The following is a 22,547-nucleotide window of genomic DNA, read 5'->3' on the forward strand; positions in this document are numbered from 1 at the left end:
CAGGGTTGGATCGACCTTCTGAAGGACGATAACGTGCGAACGTAGTAAAGAGGGAAGTAATGTTCGATGTAGAGAAGCTACCGTTGCCGGCATGCCGACCGACTGGACTCCTCACGATGATCCAGCGGGCTACGGATGCCAGCCTTGTACAGTCTCTTGGCGTCCAACCGATCCTGGTGCAGGGGATTGGTCGTAACCCCAAACAGTGGGAAGGGCGGGTCTACTTTGACCTTGAAGATCCAGAGCAACCCACCGTGCGTCTTCGAGCGTGGATTTCAGGGAAACGGGCTCCTCAGTGGAATCAAGTCTTGTTCCTGACGGTCCTGATTCGGACGAAGATTAAAAAGCCTGGGGTGATGATTGAACCAGAGTTGGAAGTGGTAGGGATTCAGGAATCTGGTCAAGTTGCCTCCTCTCGCGATGAGCTTCGCAAGAAGTTCATCGCGGCCATCAATGCCAAGAAACTCGTGGTGGCAGATATATTCCTGAAAGAGATGCCGAAGGTCATCCTAGTGACGAATCAAGGCGGGGAAGCCGATCGGGACATTCAAAGCCAACTGGTGGGGTATCGGGATCTGTTGGCGTGGGAGATCCAGTCCGTACGGATGACGGAACCTCAGAGTGTGTCGACGACCTTGAAGGATGTGTTGGGGAAAGTAGGACAGGTGGATTTGGTGGTCTTGGCTCGTGGAGGAGGAGAAGGGATTGCGGCCTTAGATCATGAGCAAGTGCTTCAGGCTGCGTCAGCTCGTACTGTTCCATTGGTGACAGCCATCGGCCATGCCAACGATCATACACTTCTGGACGATATTGCAGACTTCTCGTTAGCGGTTCCAAGTATGGTTGGGAAGTGGCTGGCTGAGCAATTAGAAATGAAAGCCCGTCGTCAGGCTGACTCAAAGCGCTTGTCTGGATTGAAATTGGAAGAGGAATTGAAAAAGTTGCAAGGAGAGATGGTGGCGGTAGGGAAAGCGAGAGTGGAAGAACAGAAGGCTCTCCTCCAACTGCAGACGGACTGGGGAGCGTTGGTGGATCGGGTGAACAACCTGAGTCAGAACAGATCGCTTTGGCGAACCGGCGCGCTTGTGGCGTGGGTCTTCATCGGGGGGTGGATTGCGGGGAAGATTCTGGGCTGGTGGTAACATTGAATACAAAGCCCTGCCGCCGTAGGCGGCCTCTTGAAGACAGGGAATGTGGAAGAGGCCGATGCAGTCACCCGACGATGTCCGGCTTGACTGTCCTTCCATCCCTGCCCCTCTCATCTTGTAATGAGAGGGGAAAATACCCTCAGACAGATCGTCACAGGTGCTCACGAAGGGAGAGTCGCTCCCTGAATCGGATCTTCACGACTCTCAATCCTTGGAGCGGCCTGCTCCCTGTTCGGCTCTAGGCTCTCATGCAGCGGCGAAGCGCGTGCGTATCGCGCGCGAAGCCGCCATCTGCTCTTCTGACTGGTACCAGCCAATTCGGGCCCAGTGCTCCACCAAAAGCATCTGTGGCAACAGCTTAGTAGGGCGGATCAGCCGGCAATTTCTCCATGCGCCTACCGTGAACCAAGGCAACCTGGCCACAGGTTCCTTGGATCTGGCGTAGTACCTGGTCGGACCAGGGCGGCGTAGCGCGGAGAACACCCGCGCGGAGCCGCCTGTCCTCTGCCTGAGGTCAGGACCGCACCCACTCGAAAGCGAGATGCAGTGCTAGGCCCAGCCCAGTGCCTTGCGCATCGCCGCGCGTCGTTCATCTTGATCGCGCAGTTCACGTTCCAGTCGAGTGTTCCGACGTCGAGCAATGGCGTCGACGATGTGACATTCGGCACGACCAAGTTGAACACGGGCTTGCTCGTTCAATGGGAATCGACCAGACAGTTTCTGAGCCATCGTGGACCTCCGGGTTCATAGTGAAGAATCACCCGAGAGTGTCACTGCCCGCGGAGCGGGCCATCTTTCTAGAGGGGAGGGAGTCCATAGTGTGAAGGAAGGGCTGGTTCTGTCATCCCCCAGTTTCCCAAGCACTGCTCGGTGACCTCGTTCAGGTGAGTTCCCCTGGTCGTGTCGTATCCGCGATTACCGATCAATCAATCCGGCTGGTCGCGGGATAGTGGCTCGCTGCGGTTCATGCGGCCATTCGATCCGAATCTTGGCGGTGCAGATGCGGGCATCGGCATGCCATGTGGTGTCGTAGTCGATCGTGGGGCTCGATGAATGTCGCACACGGAGAACCTGGGTTTGGTAGCTGTAAGCCACACGTGCGATCTGCAGGGCGACGTTTTTGGCCTGATCGCAGGCCAGCGATTCATTCTGCGTAGGTTGGCTGGCTCCATCGGCAACAATGATGTCGTATTCAGCGAGCGTTGGTTGCGGCACGGGGATGCCAGGTCGACCATCGTCGGCCAGGACAAGCAGCGGGACCATCATGATGGCACACACCAGCGTGAACAGCATGAGACGGGTCATCGATGACAGTTGCATGAGTCCTCCAGCGTTAAGGTGAGTCAGAGAGACAAGGAGTCACGCGGCCTGCTCGCGCCGCGAGCCTGGTTTAGGAGTTCGGACGGAAGAGCATGGTGAAGCCGTGTCGCAGCAATTGGGCTCAAGCGCCGGTATCATCTCGGCGGCCCAGTCGTTCGCCGAGCTCTTGTAGGTCGGGCCAGGCGATCTTGTTGTTGATAGGGTGGGTGCCGAATTGACTCGCATCGGCTCCAACTACCTCGGTTAATTCCCGCGAGCTTGTGGAGGCGTCGCATGGGAACAGCGTGGTCGTGACGCGATACCCATCTGGCTCCCCATCGTAATGGTCTGGGGAGTAATCGAGATGTTGGCAACCTCTTTGGAATAGGGACCAAAGCCGGTCAGCTCTCCGTTCATACCCATGATGTATTACTTTGTTGGTCGGACAAAGTTCTACATCCGCTCTTGCGTAAAGGTACATCGTATAGTCATGGAGTGGATGTCAGACATGCGTTGGCCTCCTCGCGCATGACCCGGTCGAATTCTTCGGCTATCTCGACGGTATAGCAGTCGGCCGTGTAGTGCATCGGATCGGCGCAGAGACAGCGATCCCCGAAGACACAGCCGATCGTAAAATCAGCATCGTGGTCATCATGAAGAGCTTCGCCTTCTGTGATGTCGTCATCACCGTTACCCCCTGTCAGATCGTCATAGACTTCCAGCTGCAACTGATCGTTGATCGGTGGCATCTGAACCTCCTCACTGAGGTGCGAGGCTTAGCGGAATAAGTCGACCGGAAACCTGGGGTAAAAGGACCCGGTTTCAGCAGCGGTGCGGGCGACACGGTCCACGCGGCTGTTCCCTGGCTCGCCGCTGTGTGCTTTGATTTTTGTCCAGGCGATTGAGACGAAGGACTGTTGAACGGTGTGGCGGTACCGATGAGTCAGCGGAGTGGACGTCCGCCACGTGCCTTCAGCCCAGTGCTTCAGGCCCATGTAATCGAACCTGATCTCAACGGTCTTGCAGTTATGGAAATGACACCAGTCGATCGCTTTTTCGACGGCATGACATTCGCCCGCAATGTTCCGAATCTTGAGCGCGTCCGCGTCTGAGAAGCAGCCCGCCATCCCATCGATCGGAGCGCCATCGCGCCACACCTCGAATGCCCAACCGATGGCCGCGTGGTCGTCCTGATGCTCAATGTAGGAGCCATCCACATAGATGACTGTCGTGCCGGGCTCTTGCTCGATCGTCATGCGTGAGGTCGATGGAGCTTGGGGAACGATCGTGCGTCCCTTGAAGAGTTGCTCGATCTGTTGCCAGAAATCGAGTGGCCAGGTTTGGCCATCGGCGACGAGCGAATGGCCTTTCTTGCCGACATAGACTGTGGCGTCGAACCGCATATTGGTCTGGGGTTGGAGGACCACCATCTTCTGTCCGTATTGGATGGCTTTCCCCATCTCGGCATAGATGTCGGCGTCTGCCAGAGTCGAGATGAACGCGAGAGTCGCCGTCTGGGCTTCTTCGGTCGCCGCGATTAGCGCAGGTGTCATGGTATCCTCCTGTTGTCTAAGCAATCACGGAGATTGACACCATGCCCGCGCAGCGGGCCTTGAGTCGTCCTCACGAGCCGTTGATGTAGACATGACAAGCTTCTCGAGGGGAAGGTCTGGAGCCGGCTCGTGGGGACGACGGCTCCGTAGCGGTCTCACCACCTAGGCGAGCCGACTAGTGATGTAACCGAGGGCGGAAGAGAGGGCAGTAATCCAGCGATCGATTCGGCCAGGTGGAATACATCCTCGATGCTGCAGGCAGCGAACTTGTCAGCCACCAAAGAGTACGTGAAGACTCCCATCGGCCTGATACGCCACTGTCTTATTGCCCACATCCTGATTCTGGTCGTTCTGGACGCTCTTGAGCATGATTGATGGAACGGAGATGCCAAGTTCGGTCAGCTTGTCCTGAAAATACTCGACCGATTGTGTGCCTTGAAAAGGCAGGTTCTCGTCATCGAGATTGGAGTACAGATAGGGCGAGGAGTCTTCATCTGGACAAGTCTTGGGGTCTTGAGAGGAAACAGTCATGAAAACGTATTGGAGCGGACGGTCCCATCCGAGGTCCACCGTGACCGGTCTCCCATTCAGTGCGGTCTGAAATATGTGATGGCTCATAATCTCCTCCGGATCTCAATCGCAGAATTCGTGCTGCCGAAATTCCCGTACCGTAAACATGGTCGGTGCTGGAGAGGATCACACGTCATGCCGTAATATTGGAATCTTCCCGAGACAGGATCGCAGTCTACTTCGTAGGGCTATGAGGTGAAGATCCTTGGAATGATGGCTGACAGAGGGGGTTCAGAATCCCTGGATCGGCCATGATGTCTGCCCGTGGGATCCGTACAGGATTGTTTGGATCGATCACGACGAACTCAAAATCAAACCAGGGTTGAAGCGCGTCTTCGGCGTGAATGCGGCGGGCTTCACTGACCGTATACCCTTCCTGCTCAAAGGCTTTCCGAAGCGTACTGCGGGCCAAGGCGTCTTCATCGAGGATGAGAATTTTTGCCATGAGGCACCTCCTGGTGCAACGCAACGAGAGGAGTCTGTACTGAAGATCTACGAGATGGAAGGATTGTGGCGGTCAGTGCCTATGTTGAGGACGCCCTGCTCGTATCGACATCTGGCCGGGTGGTGTTCGTGCTCCCAAGGTGGGTCTGTTATCCCATCTGTTGTACGTGTCAGACGATTTACCGCGATCCGGTATCGTGAAGATGGCGTCTGTTCGGCCGGATCTTCCTGAGGAACGGGTTTAGCTCGATGTACATTGGGCGATGCCGCAAATACGAAGAACGGAATTTCCGAACGAGGATGCTCATGCCGTTAACGATTCCGATCACAGCGACGACAACTCCAAGCACGATCAAGGAATTCATGAGATTCCTCCTTTCTGGATCACATGCGCCTCATTGATGAGCTGCTATCGAGGTCTTATCGGATGGCTGTCGGCCATGGCCGGCCCGGTTATTATGTGGATGGAAGAAGTGAGGCGGCGTCTGTGGTGCGAGGGAGGTCGAAGTATCGATCAAGCTTCCCGAGTTCTCGATAACGTTCTTTCATGCGTACGAAACCGAAACTGTAGAACCAGCTCCAGGCGTTGTGGGTATGAACGAGATCGCGCACAACTGGGACCAGTCGTAAGGCTTGGGCACGTGTGGGGAGGGGGCCGACGAGCAAGCCGAATCGGCCCATGTCGTAGACCGAGCAGTCATAGGAGTCGGGGTCCTCTTCGAGGTGCTCCTCGTGACAATCGAGGAGGACGCGACAGAGTTTGGGAGTCGGCATACCCGTCGCTTCGTGAAGATCAGGTGTTGGCTAGGTTATGCCTTGGACGGAGACAGGATCACGAACCGGTCATCCCAGCGCGCAGACAGAATGGGGTGGACAGCATCCCAGTGCAGTTGGCCTAGGCCACACCCCAAGCGCACCGTATAGACGTCCTTGAGTCCCATGTTGTTCACATAGCGGAGGAGTTCGTCTGCTGATTGGGTGATGAGAGCGAGGGGGCTTGGTTCAAACGGATCATCTTTGGTAGGTATTGAGAAAATCCGATGGTCCGGAAACGCATAGACGTGATTGCCAGAACGAGAGAGCAATTCGCCGAGTTGACGAGGAAGAGTGGGGAAACGAAGCGCGGCCACCTTGGCGAGCCCTGCACCCATCACGGCCTCGCCCGAACGAGAGACCCTCCCATTTGTGGTGATGCCAATATATGCTCCCGTACTCCAGAATTCCCAGAGATCGCCGGTCTGTTCGCGCATAGCTCCTCCTATTGCTCTTTCATAACACGAGGGTGTGTGCCCGGCAACGGGCCAAATGGTGGGAGTTCAAGGTAGGACGTGTGAGGCCAGCGACAACAGTTTGGCGCCAATGAGGGCACATAGAGCACAAGCGATGAGTCCCAGGAGGGGGTGTAATGGACTCACGCCATTGATGATCCGGAGCAAGAGGAGACAGAAAATGGCGAGGATGGTAAGGCCGGCCACGATGAGGGTTCCTGCAAAGAGCCATCGAATCAGGGTGTTCAAGCCATGCTCGAGGGATTGTCCCAATGGTACTGGTTGGAGTCGTTCTGATGCGCGGCGGCCAGTGGTCTGCATGGGCTGTTCCTTATATCGGCCATGACTGCTTGAAAACAGATTTGAGCGCCAAGCGCCGCTCGTTCTTCGATCGTCAACGGAGTGAGATAAGGAGCCAGGACATCTTCGATGTCATCGAGGTGGCCTAAGTGGAGTCAATGACAGCTCTTCGAACGGTCCGGTTGGCCATTAGGCAACCATTCCGGGATTCTGACAAAAACTCCCGTTTCGAGAGCCTGCATGACATCGTCAGTGTCGGGATCTGTGAAGGAGTGTCCTCGCTTGGAGAAGCGAAACCGGTACTCATTGATTGTAATGATGCGGTTGTTCCTGAGTTGACGTGCGATCATCGCATGGAGCCGTTCGATCGGAGTCGCTATCACGTTGAGTGGAACTGCTGTTGTGGTTTCATTCATTCCGTGAGCCTCGTCTAGGAACAATGAAGCCCCTGATCGTTCCCAGGGGCAAGGGGGCGGTAATACAGCCGGAGCCGCTTCGGCGTGTAGATACCCTGAACTTGGAAGCAGTGAACCTCAGGGTATCTCGTCGTCCACAAACTATGCGCTGTGATTTCTGCCTGCACGGACTATTGTGTATTCAAAGCCGGCGATCTCATGTTTCCGGCCTTTCTTGTTCTCCTTGCCTTCCCACTCCTGGTAGTCCAGGGCGCCATTCACCTTGATCTGGTCGCCTTTCCTGAGCTCTTGCGCGGCCTTTTCTGCGGTTTCTCCGCGGAAGACCACGTCAACCCAGTTGGTTTTCTTGACGAGCTGCTGTGTGTCGTCGAGCCAGCTCCGGTGCGAAGCCAGCGACACGCGCACGATCGCCTTCTTGGTGCCGCTCAAATACTCGAGTACGGCATCTTTGCCTAACTGCCCGCCGATCTCGATCTTGTTGATGTCGTTGTAGGGCTTGGGAGGTATTTGCTGATGTGGGGTGGATTCGTTGGATGCGGCTCGTGCAGCAGTGGTCATGATTTCCTCCTTGGAACACGTTGTGAAGCTGCGCTGTCCTCTGTGTTGCGAACTGTCATTGAGGGAGTGCAATGCCCGCGGAGCGGGCCTGGGTTTGATCGAATGTCTGAACCATTCGTCGCAGCGATGGCGTGTCAAAGTTGTGGGTCATTAGGGATGACATAGCCGTCACTCCGAATGAGTCGTGTTTCTGGGCTGGTGGGGGTGACCGTCGAAGGGGCCAGTCGGAGGTCGGCGATCTGCAACGGCCCCATGACAAATGGCCGATTGGGATAGTCGACTTGGATAGCGTGTAACAACGTGTCGGCTGGAATTGAGCTGTTGATGAGAATCACGTGTTTTTCAGCTCGATCGGTGAATCGTACGTGCCAGCCTTGCACACTGGGAACGTAGAAAGGCATGGCATCGTGAAGAGGCATCCCGGGATCCTTGGTAACCTCCTCAAGTTGTTCAGTCTCCTGTCGTTCAGGAATCGACTGAGGTCGGTTAGATGCCTCCAAGACGGCACGTAACCCTTGGTAGATCCGTTTGGCCGCGTCCGACCAGTTCGGATTGAGCGGAAGTCCACGGAAGGCGGCTTGAGAGGCTTTGTGTTCATCGTGACTTAAGAGACGGTCAACAGGCATGACGGTGTCCTGGTTGATGAGCGGATTCGTTGCATAGGGGAATCACTCGTCGACACCGTTGGGTCATCAGAGACGCCATCTTTTTTTTAGACGGCTTGGAGGCGGTTTCGTTGATGATTGATCTGGGTCAGGACTGCGGTGAGGCTGGCATCGGATTGGAAAATGGATGCGCCGATATGCATGTTCAGTGCGGGAAGGACGGAACAGGCGGATACAGCGACCCCGTCTTCTTTTGCGATGGAGATACATTCCCACAAAATGGGTTCTGGACTGTGTTGCAATTGGGCCAAGGCCTCACCGTGTCCAATGACAATGAGTTTCCCTTTGGCCCGGGTGATCGCGACATTGATCAGTAGATGGGGGCAGGCATCTGCGAACTGACTGCCGAGCATCGAGCGAGTAATGTTTTCAGTATTGACCGTATCGAAAATCAGGATGTCGCTGGCTCGGCCTTGAAATCGATGCACCGTCCCGACTCGTACCTGGTCTTGGAGTCCTTCATGCCGGACGATCCGCTCGATGAGGTCGACTTGGGCGCGGTAGGGGGTAATGATGCTGACTCCTGGGAGTGGGTCGGGCACATTCAACGCTTGTTTCGCCAGCCGTACGGCGAGGAGAGCGTGATAGACGTTGAAGGGCGAGCCTTTCGGATCTCGAAGGGTGACAGGTTGGGCCTGGGTCGTATCGATGAAGATCAAGGCTTCTCCCGGAGCTGGGGCGTGAGCCGTCAGTGATTCGCGCATGCTCTCCAGGTTGGGAGCCGATTCGTAGCGGAGTCCGGCTCTGGCGTACAGTCGGCTGGCCACACGAGCAATATGGGGATGCATGCGGTATTGTGTGCTGAGGGCCACGACGCGGGGATCGTTCCCAGAGGAAATCTGAGCCAGTCGGTAGATGCAACGCGCGAGCCACTGTTTGGTGGCTTCGGTATGTACCGTGGCGATGGGTGGAAGTTGCAGAAAGTCTCCCACGACGATCACCCGCTTGTTGGCGAGACAGGCTGCGGCAAAGATTGCCGGGGCGATGCCCATACTGGCTTCTTCGATGATCACGGTGTCGAATCGCTGATGTTCGAGGAGCCGGGACGTGTAGCTTCGGGTCAGGGTTGTGGCGACAATCGGAGCGTTGTGTATTAACAATTCTTCTGTGCGGCTCAGTCTTTGCTCGATCGTCCGCAGTTTCTTCTCCAGCTCCTCTTTTATTTTCGTGAATTGTGTCTGGATCGTGGTGAGTTCTGCCGTGGTCCAAATGTTGGCGTCCCATGCGACTGGTTGGGACAGACGCTCTAAGGTCGCAATGTGGTTGGCGGTCCACGGGAATTTCGTGTCCAGGGTCTTCTGGACTTCAGTCAGTCGTTCTTGATCGCGTTGCTGACTTCCTGACAACCGATGAAACTGGTCGAGGAGCTGGTGTCGTGTGGGCCGTTTCAGGATCCGGAGCACTGGGGGCAGGGCATCTATCTCCTGAATCTCGTGATTGATATCGTTGAGCGTGAGTTGTCGTTCTTCGATCGTGTGTTGGAGGACACGGCTCGCCTTCTCTGATTCCATGCGCTCGTGCTGGAGTGCTCGAATGGTGGTTTGCGCACGATCGTACTCGGTCAGGACGGTGAGACAGGATTCAATAGTCTTGAGGTCCTGGTCCAGATCGTTGACCTGGTTTCGGATCTGACCGGCTTCTGTTTCCAGGGGAACGTTGTACGCGATCGTCAACGCTTCCAAATTCACCATCTGTGATCGATCGCTGCTATCCGGGCTTGGGCTGCCTAGACGGACTAAGCTGCCTTCGGTCAGTTTTGGCCGTCGGTCGAGGGTGGTATCAACGATATGATCGATCGCCGTATTGGTGGGTGAGCAGATCAAGGTCCGTTCTCCGAGGTCATTCAAGGCAAGACTGATCGTTGAGATCACTTCGCTTTTGCCGGTTCCCGGGGGGCCAATCACATAGGTCACATCCTGTTGGATGCTTTTGGTGAAGGCGTCGAGTTGTTCTGTATTGAGCGAACCGGTCGGTGTGATGGGGGTGTATGCAAGCAAGTCCGGCCGTGCTGAGGGATCGAAGGTCTTGAGCGCGAGCGACGTGCCGAATCGCTCGGTTTGCCGGCCGATCTGAATGAGTCGCTTATCGAGACTTTGTAGGAGTCGGAGTGAATCAAATGCCAGTTGGGCTTCTGGAATCTCAGGGGTCAGCTCGGCGTCGATCGCCAGAGCCAATCCATCCAAGGAAAACCCGACGACACGACAAGGGAATCGATTGGCATTCAGGACTAACGATGGATTGCCCTCGTCGAGAATTTGAGCGGGGATGGGTTCGCTCTGAAAGAGGAAATAGTTGGTGCGTCCGGACTTGTGTTGTCGCTTGCCGTCCTTCAGCGGGAGGGCGAACGTTTCCTGTCCGGATTGGGGTTTGCGACCGCTGAGTTCATCGCGAATGGCATCCCGGAAGGCTTGGAGGAGGAGTTGGAGCCGGACATGGTCTGGCTTGCCAGATGCGCTGTCATAAAAGGCCGGCGTAGGCGCAGTCATTGAGCCTCCTTCTGGGGTCCGGTCAGTGTGTGAGGGCATGATCGCGGGGCAGGAAAGGCTGGCGCTCGGAGAGCGCCCTGTTCTGGCGAGGGTCGTGAAGGTCAGGCGGTTGGCAGTTGGAGTGGGTAGGGGCTCGCGCTTTTCTGGAGAGCAAGGCTGGTACGGATTATGCGGAGCCAGCAGAAAGATTTTATCTGAAGACCTCTTGTTTTTGAAAAGACGGTTGGAGTACCATGCGTTATCTATTTGGTTTCGTAGGCTCTGCTGAAACATTTCTGCTGTACGCTCGTACAGATTTTCATCTCTCTCGTTGTGATGTGTTCTTTCGATTGATCATCGTAAGGCACTCACGTGTTCACTTCGTTCTTTCCATCTTCCCCGCGTCTTCCCTCTGACGCTCTCTGCATTCTGTTTCACCTCCACTGCGTTTCTCACCATCCGATCTCTTGATGCATGAAGTATCACTGAGATCTACCATCGTGCTTTGTCAGTCCCATTTCACCATCATATTCACATTGGTTGCGCACATGTTGCCAGCCGCTAACAGGAGGTGCCTTCATGATGTCATGTGCCACTCGCATTACTATCCAGTCTGTCGCAGTTGATGGAATCCGTCCGCTGTATGCTCAACGTGGATGGTTTCTTGGCACCATTGCTGAAGTAGATCGAATCGTACGATGCAGCGAATCCTTTGCCTCTGAACAGGATGCGCGGCGCATATGTTGGGCATTACGGCAAGAGGGCGTGGTGGATCAGGATTATGTCAGTCAGGAAGCCTTGCCAAATCTGTATCTGGATGTGGGAGGGATGTCGTTGTTCTCGCCAAATCGGTCAGAATGTCGTGCGGTGTTCTCGAAGCCCCAGGCAATTGTGCGAGTGTTACGGATGGAACGTGATCAGTTGGTGCAGGATTGTGAGTTACCGTTCGTCAGGATGGTGATTCGTGCTGTCCGCTGGTGTCGTGTAGTCCGTGCCTCGTTCATTGGTCGAACGGTCATGATGTCGCACTGAGATCATGTCGTCGATCCCGCCCGGTGTGCCTCCTGCATAGTTCGGTCTTCTCATCGCGTCGACATCCTCAATCATCACATTCACCACCATTCAAATCATGCTGCGTACCGTGTGTAGTCGAAAGGCTAGACACGTATGCGCCGAGGAGTATGCATGTACGACAACGCAACCATTAAGGTGGAATTGCGCAGTGTAGGAAAGGCCGTTCATGTGGATCTCACAGGATCGGATGAGCTGTTGCAGTGGGCGTATAACGATTTAGCGAGTCGCTTTGAATTGCTAATCGAGGCAGGAGTACTGAAGTGGTATAAAGCGCGAGCTGACCATTTTGTGCTTATGCCCCAAGATGATTGGAAGCCTGCTGAAGTGGTCTATGAGTTAAAGCAGCAACTGCGGCTTCAATCTCCTTAACCAGCTTCGATTCATGGGGTTCAAGTGTAATGGTGGCACTCAGATTCTGTATTTGAGTGAGTACGCGTTCACTGAATCCTTCGAGTCGGCAAAAGCTGTCCCTTCCTACAAATTCTGCATTGCTTCGCCAGATCGTTTCCCGACTGTTGAGTAATTCAGACAGCTTGCGGGTAATTTCGAGTTCTGGTGTCACCTTCATGCGTCCCTCCCTGTTGGACCGTTTCCTCCCATCAATCTAGCACTGGGATTCGATACGGTCAATGACGGGAAAGGCAAAGGAGTTACGTGATGAATCAACATGAATTGGCAGAATCAGATTGGCGTGGGGTCTATCGAACGCATGTCCAATTTATTCTTGCACAGCTCTTTTCTGCTGGAAATGCTGTGATTCATGCACGTGCCGGCGAAGTGCTTTGTGAGTATCAAGAAGCGCTTCTGTTGGTACGGGATTTGGTGCAGCAGATTCAAGGGAGCGTTTCGTCAAAGGGCTGTCTCTTTGAGGACTGGGAGTATCAATGCGCAAAACGAGTCCTTGCTGCATCGTGGCAACTCGGACCGGTTTCGCGTGATGCACTCTTGGTCTTTACGGGATATTCAGAAGCGCAGCTGCACAACATGGCTCAAGCGGCAATTGAGGCTCGAACCGAAGCCTACACTGCGCTCTATGGTTCGCCGGCACCACAAGCTTGGGGTTAGTGTACGTTGCCTGCTTCAATGATTGCTGTCTCGCATTTCCCTGTTCACGTCCATCGCATCATCACTCTAACCATGGCAACCCTGTTGCCCTTGAAAGGATCACCATTATGTCGACCATGGGACACACATCATCAAAATTAACTGCAATTCGGGCGATCTTGAGTGCGGCGCCGTCGTATTCTCGTTCGCATCTCTATCGATGGGGACGATTGGATCAGACGGATTTGAAGCGGTTAGTTCAAGAGCTCGAAGAAGGTGGTCATGTTGTCGATCCGAACCAACTCTATCAACTGCGATACCGCTTGTACGAGATGGACATGGCTGAGTTTTCGAATCATTTGGTGCGAGTCGCTCGAACCAATGAAGAAAACCGTTATGAGGAAGACCATGAGCCAGAATCACCGTCGTACCCAAAGCGAACGAAATTGGGACATCCTCATTTCGTATGTCTTGAGGATGGACGGATTGCGAGGCGGATCGATCTCGCTCGGGCCTTACCGCTTTGTGGATTGCGGTCACCAGTGCTGATGACAGAGATCGAACGTCGCGCGAATGCACAGAATGGAATCAGTCGTGTCCGTTGGATCACTGGTTCGATCAAGTGTACTCGGTGCGACGGCTATCATCTGTCACCTGCGAAGACTGTTGAGCCGCCTGGACCCACTGTGACATCTGAAACCATGACTGAAACATGCCGTCATTGTGGAGCCTCCTCGTTGGTAACTGAATGGGTTGGAACAGCGCAATATGGTTTTGGCGATAAACGTTGTTTGATCTGTGGATGGTACCAATTGGAGACTTTCAACTTGATACCACAGGATGTGCTCTTGCGGAATCAGGAAGCACTTGCTCATGCCATGGTTCACACAGTCACTGGAACTCAGGAAGATGGGATTGAAGTCAATGAGGAGACAAACGATCTTCACATTGTCGGCGATCTCGATCAGCTGGATCCGGTGCAGAATCAAGGAGTGACAAGTGTAGATGGCGAAATGGAAGACATGTGTGCGGATGGACTGACAGCGGTTGATCTTGAAGCATCCGATGATCTCCTGGATCCGGATGACCGTTCAAGTGCAGGAGAGGAGACTCACGCGCAAGATGATACTGGTCTTGAGGCTGATGAATATCTTGTCTCGTTGCAGAATCGACTCTGGAAGGACAAATCGTGCAAAGCGCTCCGATGTGCATTACTGGAACGGTCTCTGACGAATCCAATGGCTCTTGAGCGGTTGGATTTGGTCTGGACGGTCGCTTCGGTACTCGCAGAATCATCGGAGGGTATGACGCTCGCACAACAACAAGAGGTCGCGACATGGTTGATGGGGTCTTCAGATGAGGATCTCCGTAATCTGTTGCCGCCGATGGATCTTGCAAGGGAACTAACCATGGAGAAGCCGGAGTATATCCTGCCTCCTGTCTCTGGCAAAATTACCCAGTGGAAGCGGGCGTGTCGAAACCGATTGGCTCGCTTTCAGTATCCTCGGGCCGGCGCGCGCATTCTGGCACCTAGTTTTGGAGTGTCCGAGCGTGCGTTTCTGGCTGCCGTAGGACTATAGCTGCATGCGGAGTCGAGGGGGCATTTCTCTTAGAGCGTGGATGACCATACTCTGAAAGAATCATGTTCCCTCGGCTTCTGTGCGGTTATCTCTGGAGTGTGTTGTGGAATGCATCGAAGTGTGGAGGGACACTTTGGTCGGCGACATGTACGACGCGTATCATGACTCGATACGACATAAAAGGAGGATTCTTGACTGCAAGGATGGTGTTTCTAATTGTTGAAACGCGCGGGTGTATCCTTGAGCGAATCCTCCTTTTTTTATCCTAAATCTCGGAAAGGCAGGAGCCTGAGGCACCCCGACGAATCGGAATGCCCCAGGGATCAGAAGCAGCGTGAATTACGCAGCCTTCTTCATTGGCTTTGGGCCGAAATCTACACCGTCATTGTCGGCGATGATCTGGGTGTACGTCACCCGATCCTCGGTTCCGGCATTCACGGTCCGGTTCTGCAACCGTCCTGCGATCTCGACCCACTGGCCCTTGACGAGATGCTGCTTGCAGTTCTCGCCGTTCTTGCCCCACACGCTGACCGAGAAGAAGTCCGTCTCGGGCTTCTCCGTGGAGTCCTTCTTCGGGCGCCGATCGACGGCGACTCGAAAGTTCACCACCTTCTTGTCGTTGACCGTGGCTTCGGCGAGATCGCTGGCGATGCGGCCTTTGATTTCGACTTTTGCACGACTACGCATTATTAAACCTCCTGAAACAGTGATTGAGTGGCACGAGGCCACATCGTATGATCCCGGAACTCCTCGTGTGAGGCAGACTCCGTCGCGGCCTATCCGCACGCCGGGTAGAGTCATATCGTGAATGTGCTTTGGGGTTGAAGCCGCCCGGACGATCTAGGGAAGGTCTGATTTATTCTTCTCGCGGGATGTGCTACGGATAGCGCAGCACTGAACGGGAGGCGTACCCCATGCAGCAGACCTTTGCGGAAGCGAGCTTTGAACAGTATCGCAAGTCTACCCGCCGCGAGCGGTTCCTCAATGAGATGAACCGGGTGGTGCCCTGGGCGGAATTAGTGGCCGTGATCGAGCCGGTCTACCCCAAGGCTGACGGGCCGGGACGTCCGCCGGTCGGGATCGAACGCATGCTGCGCCTCCATTGTCTCCAACAGTGGTTCAACCTGTCAGATCCGGCGGTGGAAGAAGCGCTGTATGACTCCCGCGCCATGCGGCAGTTCGTCGGGATTGATCTGGGCCGTGAGCCCGTCCCCGATGAGACGACGATCTGTAAGTTTCGGCATCTGCTGGAAGCGCACACGTTGGGGAAACAGCTGTTTGCCCGGATCGGGGAGTATCTGACCAAGCAGGGGCTGCAGGTGAGCCGAGGGACCATCGTGGATGCGACGATCATCAGTGCGCCCAGTTCGACAAAGAATCGGACGAAGGCGCGAGATCCCGAGATGCATCAGACAAAGAAAGGCAACCAGTGGTACTTCGGCATGAAGGCCCATATCGGCGTGGACAGCCAGACGAAAGTAATTCATTCGGTTGCCGCGACGGCTGCCAATGTGCATGACAGTCAGGTGTTACCGGAATTGTTGCATGGCCAGGAGACGCGGGTGTGGGGCGATGCGGCCTATAGCGGGCAACGCGCGGTGATTCGGCAGCACGCCCCCCACGCCAAGAGTTTCATCCAGACCAAAGCACATCGCCATCGGCCGCTGAGTGAGGAGGAGCGGACTCGGAATCGTACGAAGTCGAAGGTCCGTGCCAAAGTGGAACATGCGTTCTTGGTGATCAAGCGGATCTTCGGCTGGGCCAAAGTCCGCTATCGGGGGCTGGCGAAGAACACCCACTGGCTCCAGATCAGCTGTGGCTTGGCGAATCTGTACGTGGCACGACGGCGGCTCTTGGCGGGAACGTAGGGAACATGTGCCCGGCAGCGGGCAGCGGGCCATCGGAGAGTGGGGCCCCCCCACCAAAAGGCTCTCGGACCAGCCGATGTCCACCGAATTCGCCCTGGTGGCCAGCCCTGAAGCAGAATTCCAAGTGAAAACGTGAATTAATCAGACCTTCCCTAGGCAGCCTGGCTTGGAATCGCAGTTGAACTTGTATGAGTTGGACTGGCCGGTAGGTAGCCCAAGAGTTGGGCGAGATGCCGTAAGGCCTCTTCACTCAGATCATGGTCTCTTGCCACGATTCGGCATCCCGCTTCTTTGGATCGAAACCGGCGCAACTTCTCTCCGAGGACCTGAACCAGCGGGGTCAAGAGGCGATCAGTCTTTAGGAACCAGTCGACGGGAGGGGCAGCCAGGAACGGGTTAGGGGATTCTGGATCTCCTGCCATGAGCACAATGTCCTCTTGTACTAAGGTGGACAGCCACTGTGCGATCGCGTTGGCCTCCTCCGAGGTAATGTGTTCTGGGGATTTGAGGAGCAGCCGACCGGCCGCGGCCCAGAGCGCCATCCGATTCTCCGGGTTATCGAGTTCCTGGAGTGCCTGATTCAGCATGGCCTGGCGCATCGGGGTCCGGCCACTGGTGAAGAGTTGGTAGGCCGGTGCATTAATCCGATCTCTCAGATCAGCAGGATCTTGGATCTCACTCTGATCGTCTCCACTGACTTCCTCGCCCGGGACATCGTGACAGGATTCGAAATCTAGTCCGGGATCATCAGGATCGTGGGACGACACCAACTCCTCGATGTCGAGTTCGTGGTCGGTGTTCGCCTCTTCTTCGATTCCGTCGTATTCGAGGTCGTTGTTTCGCAGGAGCGCCAGGGAAATGTGTTCTTCGTTGGTTGAGACCTCTTCCCTGCTCAATTCAGGCATCCCCCGGTCACGTTCTTCTTCAATCGTGCGATAGATCCGGAGCGAGCAGACGAGACACCGGAGGGTGTCGGCCTCTTCTCGCACGTAACAGGCTTCGGCATCACTCTGGCATTTCCGACACTTCAGGCGCTCGTGGTGAGCCGTTCCGGTCGAATGCTCTTTCTTATTCAGGGACTGCGGGGTGCAATGGAACCCTTCGCACGACGCGCAGCGTCTACGTCCGATTCGATTGGCGAAGGTGTGAAGAGCTTCGTTGAGACTGAGAATGCACTGAATCCCACAGAGTGTTTGCACCCGATGGGCGTCCAAACGAAGTACCCGTTGGCCGTTTGGCATGATGTTGAATTGTGGCCGGCTGGTGGATTGCCGGACTGAGATCATCTTTGGGAATACCGGCTGGGGATCTTCATCCGCAAACCGGGTTTCACGGGAGAAGACACGGTCCCGATCTCGTAACCGCCAGGCTTCCAGGTGCAGATTGTAGAGTTGAGTCGTTTCGGTGAACACCCGCTCTGTATCTTCCTCTCGGTAGATGTAGACCTTGTCTTGGAGCCTGGGAAGGTCCTCGTCTGCGTCGATCGAGAGTTCTGTGGATCCCGGTGGGACAGGGTCTCCATTGGCCGATTGGGCGGTAGTGGGTTCGTGAGTCATCGCGTGCTCCCTTGGCCATTCAGAGCCGGCGCGGGTTGTCCGACCGCCTCTTGTTGTTTCCGGGGCTTGCTGAGCAACGTGAAGTTGCAAGGATGGGCTGCGTGAAGATGGTAGTACCGGTGTTGCGTATCCCCTTTTTTGAACGTCTTGGATTGCCATTGCCCGGTGACGCGGACCTCATGTCCCACGACCAGGGCTTTATACGTGTTCTCCGACACGCCATTCACCTTCACATCGATGTACATTGGATCGTCGTACTTTTCCGAAGGGTTGTCGGAGTGCACGGCCATTGAGAAACTCAAGAGGTTTCCGTACTCGGGCCGGTAGTCCGGAGGATGGGTGATGTTCCCTTCGAGCGTATTGACATTGGTGTGACCGCGTTTGGACATGGCAATGATCTCCTTCTCACATGATTTGTTGCTGCAGCTGCAGCAGATACCCGGATCGTATCCATGCCCGCGGAGCGGGCCTCTCCTGTCCGGTGGTTGACGCGGAGTTAGGCGCGTGGTCGTTGGGTGAGCTTGCTTTGAGCGAGTCGAGCCAAAAGGAATGATTCTCGGGCCGCTTGATCGAGTGGGAGCATCTTGAGATCGAGAAGGGCTTGTCGCAGGAAGGGCGACGTATTGGGGTCGGCGAGAATGGTGGCTGCTACTTTTTTAGATCTTTACACATACAAGTGGATCATTCTCTGATCCGATCCTGTATGACAGGCTTGTCTGGGGCGGTGTTCCAGGCGTTCCCTCCCGCCTGAATCTGGTGCAGATTCTGGCGTAGCGTCACCGCATGCAATACCCCACGTCAATCCGTGCCCTGTTCTCGCTGCCGGCTTCGTCGCGGCTTCCCGGCTCAGCGGCGTCTTCGGTAACTGCTACGCCAGGGTCTTGGTGCGCCGACGCCGAAAGAACTGCCCGCGGCTCGCAGCGTGGCCACCGGTGCAGCGGTCGCCATACGCACCGGCTGTGCCGCACCTTTCGGCTTGTGGGTTCCGTCTCTACCTTCAGTTCGAGCGGTTTCTGGCCCACTGCCTGCGGTGTCGTGGCATGTACGGAGAGCACCTCGACTGGCTCGCGAAGACCCCACACGTCACTCAGCGCTTCGCCCTATACGTGGGCGCGCTCTGGCGAGAAATGACCAACACGGCAGTGGCCAAGGCGGAATGCTTCCACGGCATCATGGTCAAGAACCTCAACTCGATCTACATGCGGCAGCTGATCGCTTGCGCTGCGGGCGAGCGGCGGACGAGATGGCCATCCGGAAGGGGCACGACTACCGCATCATCGTCAGCGATCTCGACCGAATGTTGCCAATCTGGGTTGGCGGTACGGGCTGCACCGAGGCCGACAGGGATCTCATCTTTGCCGCGCTGGGCAGGTGGAAGTTCTTGTAAGCCGAAGACCCTCTAAGAGTCTTCCCTCGAAATTTTATTTGTGCCTCCGAGGCGCATACGAAATGTGAAATGATTAGGCTTTGATCGTGAGTTGAGGTCAGGGAGGGGAGGGCAGGATCAATTTTTCTCTGTTATACGGCCTATACCATGCGGACACGGAGACCGTCTGGAAGGGGGAGGTGCGTAGGTGGTTGATTTCGGTGGGGCGTGTAGGGGTTGAACCTACGGCCCGCTGATGAAAAGCAGCAGAGTTTACTGACAGTTTTTCTTGATCCAGAGGGCAAAGTCTTCCTCTGAAACCTTGGTGCTGGCGAGCGCCAGCATGATTTGCGTGGCTTCGGCTTCGTCGGCGATCAGCTCTTTGCCGTTTCGGCTGAGAAAGACATATCCGGTCATAAAGGCTGTTCGCTTATTGCCGTCGATAAAAGGGTGATTGCGGACAATGCCGGTGATATAGGCGGCGGCGAGCGTAAAAAGATCGGTGTTGCCGTAGGAATGTATGTTCTGCGGCCGGGCAAGGGCGGAGTCGAGCAACCCTTCATCGCGGATACCGGGAGCGCCGCCGTGTTCAGAGAGAAGCTCCTCATGCAGCGAGAGCACGAAGTCTTTCAGTATCCAGACAAGCTTTTTCATTTTGCCAGAGCCCGCAGGGTGTTGCGGTACTTGGCCATACCTTTCCGGGCGATGTCCATCTGTTTCTCAAACTCGGGATCGTACTGTGTGATGCGGTAGCCGCCGTCCGGGGCTTCGGTTAAGAAAATCTTGTCTCCCTCGTTGAGCTTGAGGCGGGAGAGGACTTCCCTTGGAAGGACGAGCCCAAGTGAGTTTCCGACCTTGCGAATCTTTAAATCGAGCATGGACAACCCCTTTCGATGTTGTTACTCATGTTATAACATATCGTGACCGCTGTCAATGCGCTTGTGACAGGCGGACTAAGGCGTAACGTCGCGCTCGCCGCCGCGATTCCTGTTGCACTCTTTGGCGGCATGGTTCTTTTGGGCGCGACGGCGGGGTGCATCTGCGAAACTATCTGTGAATTTGGAGAGGACTTCCTTAGCAGGTGTGACGATCTCCTGGTCGGTTTTTTCGATCTCCTCAAGACGGTCCTGATAGCCGTCGGTGTGCCGCCAAGATTGGCCTGTGGTTTTGGCAGGACAGGGCATTTCGGGCGATGAAATCTCTCTCCCTGTTGCGATAAATTTCTGCCGTCTTGTTTTCTAGGAGGGCGTGAGCTGCAGTCCTTCGCGCTCCTGTTCGTGGGCATTGAGGATTCTACAGAACTGCTCGAGCTTAATCTTGGAGCGCATCGATCGCGCTTCGTGCTGTTTAAGCGAGAGGGCACGGGAGGGTACTGTCAACTTGCCGAGGAAGCTGAAATCCGTGAGGTTTTGGCGATGGACAAGAAGACAAATCCCTCTGCTGACCAGCGGTATCCGATAGAGATTCTCCGCCACGCAAGATGGGGGGCCGTAGAATTTCTGTACCCGCGGCAGTTCGTCGTAGAAATGGAGAAGAGGGGGGCATTCCACCAGGCTGACATCACCTTCGACGTAGGTTACGATGAGGTGTTCTTTAGGGTTCACCCAGACGCCGAAATACCAACCGTCCTGGTGGGTGTCGTACTGCACCCACACACGATTCTGGCTGCATCTGTTGAAGTTACAGGTTTATCGGTTATGCAAATCCTGCCAACGTATAAGCCGGTTCCCTTTTTTGGTGATGACGATGTTTTTCTCGGGCATCCGGTTGTCCTCCAAACGGTCAAAGTTGCTAAGCAGCGGGGTTAGCTACTTCCGTTTGAATCACTGCCCAGAGGGCCTCTGTGTTCTTTGCCGTGGGGGATATTCGTCTCGAGAGGATGGTGCCATGTTTCTTTGGATTCCAGTGCCGGCACAGGTGGTCCAGATAGGGGTCGTACAAATCGCGCTGGTGAGAACCCCGATAGGGTCTAGTCGTTGGGACAGTTCGTTTGTGCATGGGCTGTGATCTGCAGGTGAGGAGCAGGCAGGTTCTGCCAGGTTCGACTCAGGCGTTGTACACCTAGGAGGCATTCTCGAGTGAAGCCTTGAGCAGGGCTCCAGTCTATGCAAGCTGGTGTTCGAGGGTTATTCATTTGCCAACGTTCTTAACGTTTCTGCATGGCACCGTTTCGGTGCGCACCAACAGGCCAAGTGTTTCCCGCGCAACGGCTTGAGCCATTCTGGATCCACACTGAGTCTCCATTGCGCGTATTGGGCGAATAGCTCACACACTCGATCTCGGTCCTGCTCTCCATGCATCACGAATGGATTGCCCCAGTCCGATCCGCGATCGACTTTGATCGTCCCTTCAGGCAGCACAGCCAACCCCTTCAAACTCAAGATCCTAAGATTCGTCATCATGCCCTCCATTGCTATGTATGATCACAAAGGAAGCACTTTGACGAAGTCCAGATCTGTGGCGTTTAGCTGAGCACAGGGTGTTTGGCTTCATGAGGTTCAATGGCCTCATACGTGTGCGGTAGTCCCTGGGAACCTGACCGAAACCGATACGCGTTCCCGTAAGCATCCAGGTTGATCTAGCGTCGCATCTGTCGATGCTTATACAGATGGAGAACGATGCCTCGTGAGCACCAGACCTGTCCCATCCCCATAAAATTCTGACATTCGTTCACAGCGAAGAGTTTCTCTCGAGAGGCGCCCAGTTGATTTGATCCACACGCATTTCTAATGTGACAGAGAGTCCCAGTATTATCCAGCACCACCAGACCATCTGTCATTGTCCTTTCTTACTGTCGTCGTGCTTCTGGTTGGGGCTCTAGGGCCAGGCTTTGGATCTTCCCGGGTGCGGAGCAGCAAGGATGCGTGCCGCGTCTTTTTGTGTGCGGTGGTCCACCTTCTAAGTGAAATAATGAGAAACTTAAGCGGGCATTGCATTTACGTTTCTTTTGGATCCTCGTTGCCCTTTTTGTATGGGCCGAAGCTTGGTTGCACCCAAGGCACGAATTTGTATGGAATGGGAAAAGCGTCGGGCGCACGTAACGCAGCGCATGGGCATAGGTTCATCATCGGTTGGGACAAGAAGGCCGCCGCAATGTTCGCGCGGACAGTACATGGGGGTGCTCCACTGTGAGGGGGTGAACGGGACAATAGTGATGACCAACGAAGTGCCGCGGCCGAATTGGTCTTATTGGAATCGTTCACACTGCTGGCAGTGGGAATCTCTCTCGATAGAGGAGTGAGTCTCTGTCCCGCATTGGGCGCAGAGAGGTCCTCCTCGATGGCGAGGGAAGGAGTCTAGCTGTAGGTTGGATAGGGGATGCCAGGTCCGGATCGTACGCGTGCGAAGTTCGAGATGACGTTGCTCATCATGT

Annotated in this window: 28 protein-coding genes; 7 read left to right on the forward strand and 21 right to left on the reverse strand. The window is 55.2% G+C overall.

From position 1 onward, the window contains the following. Positions 1–59 precede the first annotated feature (59 nt). Positions 60–1,142: an exodeoxyribonuclease VII large subunit gene (locus tag P0119_13760; protein ID MDF0667125.1), complete on the forward strand. Its 1,083-nt coding sequence runs from the start codon at positions 60–62 to the stop codon at positions 1,140–1,142. Positions 1,143–1,697: 555 nt separating this feature from the next. Here the strand turns inward: P0119_13760 and P0119_13765 are convergent. The 14 genes from P0119_13765 to P0119_13830 form a co-directional block, all read right to left on the reverse strand. Further along, positions 1,698–1,877 (reverse strand): hypothetical protein, encoded by a 180-nt coding sequence (locus P0119_13765; protein ID MDF0667126.1) that lies wholly within the window; start codon positions 1,875–1,877, stop codon positions 1,698–1,700. 186 nt (positions 1,878–2,063) lie between these two features. Further along, a complete protein-coding gene (locus P0119_13770; GenBank protein ID MDF0667127.1) occupies positions 2,064–2,468 on the reverse strand; it encodes a hypothetical protein in 405 nt (134 codons plus the stop codon). A gap of 243 nt (positions 2,469–2,711) precedes the next feature. Beyond that, positions 2,712–2,870: a hypothetical protein gene (locus P0119_13775; GenBank protein MDF0667128.1), complete on the reverse strand. Its 159-nt coding sequence runs from the start codon at positions 2,868–2,870 to the stop codon at positions 2,712–2,714. 65 nt (positions 2,871–2,935) lie between these two features. Next, the gene (locus P0119_13780) at positions 2,936–3,196 is read right to left on the reverse strand and encodes a hypothetical protein (GenBank protein ID MDF0667129.1); all 261 of its coding nucleotides are present in this window, start codon (positions 3,194–3,196) and stop codon (positions 2,936–2,938) included. A gap of 27 nt (positions 3,197–3,223) precedes the next feature. Then, positions 3,224–4,000 (reverse strand): hypothetical protein, encoded by a 777-nt coding sequence (locus tag P0119_13785; GenBank protein ID MDF0667130.1) that lies wholly within the window; start codon positions 3,998–4,000, stop codon positions 3,224–3,226. Between the two features lie 270 nt (positions 4,001–4,270). Further along, the gene (locus P0119_13790) at positions 4,271–4,618 is read right to left on the reverse strand and encodes a hypothetical protein (GenBank protein MDF0667131.1); all 348 of its coding nucleotides are present in this window, start codon (positions 4,616–4,618) and stop codon (positions 4,271–4,273) included. Between the two features lie 127 nt (positions 4,619–4,745). Next, on the reverse strand, positions 4,746–5,015 hold the full coding sequence (locus P0119_13795) for a hypothetical protein (protein MDF0667132.1): 270 nt from the start codon (positions 5,013–5,015) through the stop codon (positions 4,746–4,748). Between the two features lie 455 nt (positions 5,016–5,470). Then, complete coding sequence (locus tag P0119_13800) at positions 5,471–5,788, reverse strand: hypothetical protein (protein ID MDF0667133.1); 318 nt, start codon at positions 5,786–5,788, stop codon at positions 5,471–5,473. Between the two features lie 35 nt (positions 5,789–5,823). Beyond that, positions 5,824–6,264, reverse strand: a complete 441-nt coding sequence (locus tag P0119_13805) for a hypothetical protein (GenBank protein MDF0667134.1) — start codon at positions 6,262–6,264, stop codon at positions 5,824–5,826. 66 nt (positions 6,265–6,330) lie between these two features. Next, complete coding sequence (locus tag P0119_13810; GenBank protein MDF0667135.1) at positions 6,331–6,603, reverse strand: hypothetical protein; 273 nt, start codon at positions 6,601–6,603, stop codon at positions 6,331–6,333. Positions 6,604–6,737: 134 nt separating this feature from the next. Continuing rightward, positions 6,738–6,998, reverse strand: a complete 261-nt coding sequence (locus tag P0119_13815; protein ID MDF0667136.1) for a hypothetical protein — start codon at positions 6,996–6,998, stop codon at positions 6,738–6,740. 141 nt (positions 6,999–7,139) lie between these two features. Next, the gene (gene ssb / locus P0119_13820; protein MDF0667137.1) at positions 7,140–7,556 is read right to left on the reverse strand and encodes a single-stranded DNA-binding protein; all 417 of its coding nucleotides are present in this window, start codon (positions 7,554–7,556) and stop codon (positions 7,140–7,142) included. Between the two features lie 134 nt (positions 7,557–7,690). Then, on the reverse strand, positions 7,691–8,182 hold the full coding sequence (locus tag P0119_13825) for a hypothetical protein (GenBank protein MDF0667138.1): 492 nt from the start codon (positions 8,180–8,182) through the stop codon (positions 7,691–7,693). 86 nt (positions 8,183–8,268) lie between these two features. Then, entirely contained in the window at positions 8,269–10,707 is a 2,439-nt protein-coding gene (locus tag P0119_13830; GenBank protein MDF0667139.1) for an AAA domain-containing protein, read from the reverse strand. Positions 10,708–11,265: 558 nt separating this feature from the next. Here P0119_13830 and P0119_13835 point away from each other — a divergent pair. Further along, on the forward strand, positions 11,266–11,718 hold the full coding sequence (locus P0119_13835; protein MDF0667140.1) for a hypothetical protein: 453 nt from the start codon (positions 11,266–11,268) through the stop codon (positions 11,716–11,718). Positions 11,719–12,052: 334 nt separating this feature from the next. Here the strand turns inward: P0119_13835 and P0119_13840 are convergent, their stop codons facing one another. Then, on the reverse strand, positions 12,053–12,328 hold the full coding sequence (locus P0119_13840) for a hypothetical protein (GenBank protein MDF0667141.1): 276 nt from the start codon (positions 12,326–12,328) through the stop codon (positions 12,053–12,055). 89 nt (positions 12,329–12,417) lie between these two features. On the opposite strand from P0119_13840, the gene P0119_13845 reads away from it, so the two are divergent. Together P0119_13845 and P0119_13850 are read left to right on the forward strand one after the other, a co-directional pair. After that, a complete protein-coding gene (locus tag P0119_13845; GenBank protein ID MDF0667142.1) occupies positions 12,418–12,825 on the forward strand; it encodes a hypothetical protein in 408 nt (135 codons plus the stop codon). Positions 12,826–12,932: 107 nt separating this feature from the next. Further along, positions 12,933–14,384: a hypothetical protein gene (locus P0119_13850; protein MDF0667143.1), complete on the forward strand. Its 1,452-nt coding sequence runs from the start codon at positions 12,933–12,935 to the stop codon at positions 14,382–14,384. A gap of 339 nt (positions 14,385–14,723) precedes the next feature. Here P0119_13850 and P0119_13855 read toward each other — a convergent pair whose 3' ends face one another. After that, positions 14,724–15,071: a single-stranded DNA-binding protein gene (locus P0119_13855; protein ID MDF0667144.1), complete on the reverse strand. Its 348-nt coding sequence runs from the start codon at positions 15,069–15,071 to the stop codon at positions 14,724–14,726. 227 nt (positions 15,072–15,298) lie between these two features. Here P0119_13855 and P0119_13860 point away from each other — a divergent pair, with 227 nt between their 5' ends. Further along, positions 15,299–16,252, forward strand: a complete 954-nt coding sequence (locus tag P0119_13860) for an IS5 family transposase (protein MDF0667145.1) — start codon at positions 15,299–15,301, stop codon at positions 16,250–16,252. A 152-nt stretch (positions 16,253–16,404) separates the two neighbouring features. Here the strand turns inward: P0119_13860 and P0119_13865 are convergent, their stop codons facing one another. Both P0119_13865 and P0119_13870 read right to left on the reverse strand, forming a co-directional pair. Next, entirely contained in the window at positions 16,405–17,808 is a 1,404-nt protein-coding gene (locus tag P0119_13865; protein ID MDF0667146.1) for a hypothetical protein, read from the reverse strand. Next, positions 17,805–18,197, reverse strand: a complete 393-nt coding sequence (locus P0119_13870) for a single-stranded DNA-binding protein (protein ID MDF0667147.1) — start codon at positions 18,195–18,197, stop codon at positions 17,805–17,807. Before P0119_13870 ends, P0119_13865 begins: the two co-directional genes overlap by 4 nt. A 767-nt stretch (positions 18,198–18,964) precedes the next feature. Here P0119_13870 and P0119_13875 point away from each other — a divergent pair. Next, positions 18,965–19,195 carry a hypothetical protein gene (locus P0119_13875; GenBank protein ID MDF0667148.1) on the forward strand — a complete coding sequence of 77 codons (231 nt, stop codon included), beginning with the start codon at positions 18,965–18,967 and terminating at the stop codon, positions 19,193–19,195. A gap of 252 nt (positions 19,196–19,447) precedes the next feature. On the opposite strand, the gene P0119_13880 is transcribed toward P0119_13875, so the two are convergent. Both P0119_13880 and P0119_13885 read right to left on the reverse strand, forming a co-directional pair. After that, positions 19,448–19,828 carry a type II toxin-antitoxin system death-on-curing family toxin gene (locus P0119_13880; GenBank protein ID MDF0667149.1) on the reverse strand — a complete coding sequence of 127 codons (381 nt, stop codon included), beginning with the start codon at positions 19,826–19,828 and terminating at the stop codon, positions 19,448–19,450. Further along, positions 19,825–20,052: an AbrB/MazE/SpoVT family DNA-binding domain-containing protein gene (locus P0119_13885; GenBank protein ID MDF0667150.1), complete on the reverse strand. Its 228-nt coding sequence runs from the start codon at positions 20,050–20,052 to the stop codon at positions 19,825–19,827. Before P0119_13885 ends, P0119_13880 begins: the two co-directional genes overlap by 4 nt. A 537-nt stretch (positions 20,053–20,589) precedes the next feature. Here P0119_13885 and P0119_13890 point away from each other — a divergent pair. Next, on the forward strand, positions 20,590–20,982 hold the full coding sequence (locus P0119_13890) for a hypothetical protein (protein MDF0667151.1): 393 nt from the start codon (positions 20,590–20,592) through the stop codon (positions 20,980–20,982). Positions 20,983–21,300: 318 nt separating this feature from the next. Here the strand turns inward: P0119_13890 and P0119_13895 are convergent, their stop codons facing one another. Next, positions 21,301–21,576: a DUF4326 domain-containing protein gene (locus P0119_13895; GenBank protein MDF0667152.1), complete on the reverse strand. Its 276-nt coding sequence runs from the start codon at positions 21,574–21,576 to the stop codon at positions 21,301–21,303. Positions 21,577–22,547: the final 971 nt, after the last annotated feature.

It is taken from the genome of Nitrospira sp. (genome assembly GCA_029194665.1).
GTDB lineage: Bacteria > Nitrospirota > Nitrospiria > Nitrospirales > Nitrospiraceae > Nitrospira_D.

Bases quoted from the DNA above. Each gene is read 5' to 3' on its own strand.
- P0119_13760 (MDF0667125.1), top strand. From the start codon at position 60: ATGTTCGATGTAGAGAAGCTACCGTTGCCGGCATGCCGACCGACTGGA.
- P0119_13765 (MDF0667126.1), bottom strand. From the start codon at position 1,877: ATGGCTCAGAAACTGTCTGGTCGATTCCCATTGAACGAGCAAGCCCGT.
- P0119_13770 (MDF0667127.1), bottom strand. From the start codon at position 2,468: ATGCAACTGTCATCGATGACCCGTCTCATGCTGTTCACGCTGGTGTGT.
- P0119_13775 (MDF0667128.1), bottom strand. From the start codon at position 2,870: ATGGGTATGAACGGAGAGCTGACCGGCTTTGGTCCCTATTCCAAAGAG.
- P0119_13780 (MDF0667129.1), bottom strand. From the start codon at position 3,196: ATGCCACCGATCAACGATCAGTTGCAGCTGGAAGTCTATGACGATCTG.
- P0119_13785 (MDF0667130.1), bottom strand. From the start codon at position 4,000: ATGACACCTGCGCTAATCGCGGCGACCGAAGAAGCCCAGACGGCGACT.
- P0119_13790 (MDF0667131.1), bottom strand. From the start codon at position 4,618: ATGAGCCATCACATATTTCAGACCGCACTGAATGGGAGACCGGTCACG.
- P0119_13795 (MDF0667132.1), bottom strand. From the start codon at position 5,015: ATGGCAAAAATTCTCATCCTCGATGAAGACGCCTTGGCCCGCAGTACG.
- P0119_13800 (MDF0667133.1), bottom strand. From the start codon at position 5,788: ATGCCGACTCCCAAACTCTGTCGCGTCCTCCTCGATTGTCACGAGGAG.
- P0119_13805 (MDF0667134.1), bottom strand. From the start codon at position 6,264: ATGCGCGAACAGACCGGCGATCTCTGGGAATTCTGGAGTACGGGAGCA.
- P0119_13810 (MDF0667135.1), bottom strand. From the start codon at position 6,603: ATGCAGACCACTGGCCGCCGCGCATCAGAACGACTCCAACCAGTACCA.
- P0119_13815 (MDF0667136.1), bottom strand. From the start codon at position 6,998: ATGAATGAAACCACAACAGCAGTTCCACTCAACGTGATAGCGACTCCG.
- ssb (MDF0667137.1), bottom strand. From the start codon at position 7,556: ATGACCACTGCTGCACGAGCCGCATCCAACGAATCCACCCCACATCAG.
- P0119_13825 (MDF0667138.1), bottom strand. From the start codon at position 8,182: ATGCCTGTTGACCGTCTCTTAAGTCACGATGAACACAAAGCCTCTCAA.
- P0119_13830 (MDF0667139.1), bottom strand. From the start codon at position 10,707: ATGACTGCGCCTACGCCGGCCTTTTATGACAGCGCATCTGGCAAGCCA.
- P0119_13835 (MDF0667140.1), top strand. From the start codon at position 11,266: ATGATGTCATGTGCCACTCGCATTACTATCCAGTCTGTCGCAGTTGAT.
- P0119_13840 (MDF0667141.1), bottom strand. From the start codon at position 12,328: ATGAAGGTGACACCAGAACTCGAAATTACCCGCAAGCTGTCTGAATTA.
- P0119_13845 (MDF0667142.1), top strand. From the start codon at position 12,418: ATGAATCAACATGAATTGGCAGAATCAGATTGGCGTGGGGTCTATCGA.
- P0119_13850 (MDF0667143.1), top strand. From the start codon at position 12,933: ATGTCGACCATGGGACACACATCATCAAAATTAACTGCAATTCGGGCG.
- P0119_13855 (MDF0667144.1), bottom strand. From the start codon at position 15,071: ATGCGTAGTCGTGCAAAAGTCGAAATCAAAGGCCGCATCGCCAGCGAT.
- P0119_13860 (MDF0667145.1), top strand. From the start codon at position 15,299: ATGCAGCAGACCTTTGCGGAAGCGAGCTTTGAACAGTATCGCAAGTCT.
- P0119_13865 (MDF0667146.1), bottom strand. From the start codon at position 17,808: ATGACTCACGAACCCACTACCGCCCAATCGGCCAATGGAGACCCTGTC.
- P0119_13870 (MDF0667147.1), bottom strand. From the start codon at position 18,197: ATGTCCAAACGCGGTCACACCAATGTCAATACGCTCGAAGGGAACATC.
- P0119_13875 (MDF0667148.1), top strand. From the start codon at position 18,965: ATGCTTCCACGGCATCATGGTCAAGAACCTCAACTCGATCTACATGCG.
- P0119_13880 (MDF0667149.1), bottom strand. From the start codon at position 19,828: ATGAAAAAGCTTGTCTGGATACTGAAAGACTTCGTGCTCTCGCTGCAT.
- P0119_13885 (MDF0667150.1), bottom strand. From the start codon at position 20,052: ATGCTCGATTTAAAGATTCGCAAGGTCGGAAACTCACTTGGGCTCGTC.
- P0119_13890 (MDF0667151.1), top strand. From the start codon at position 20,590: ATGGACAAGAAGACAAATCCCTCTGCTGACCAGCGGTATCCGATAGAG.
- P0119_13895 (MDF0667152.1), bottom strand. From the start codon at position 21,576: ATGATGACGAATCTTAGGATCTTGAGTTTGAAGGGGTTGGCTGTGCTG.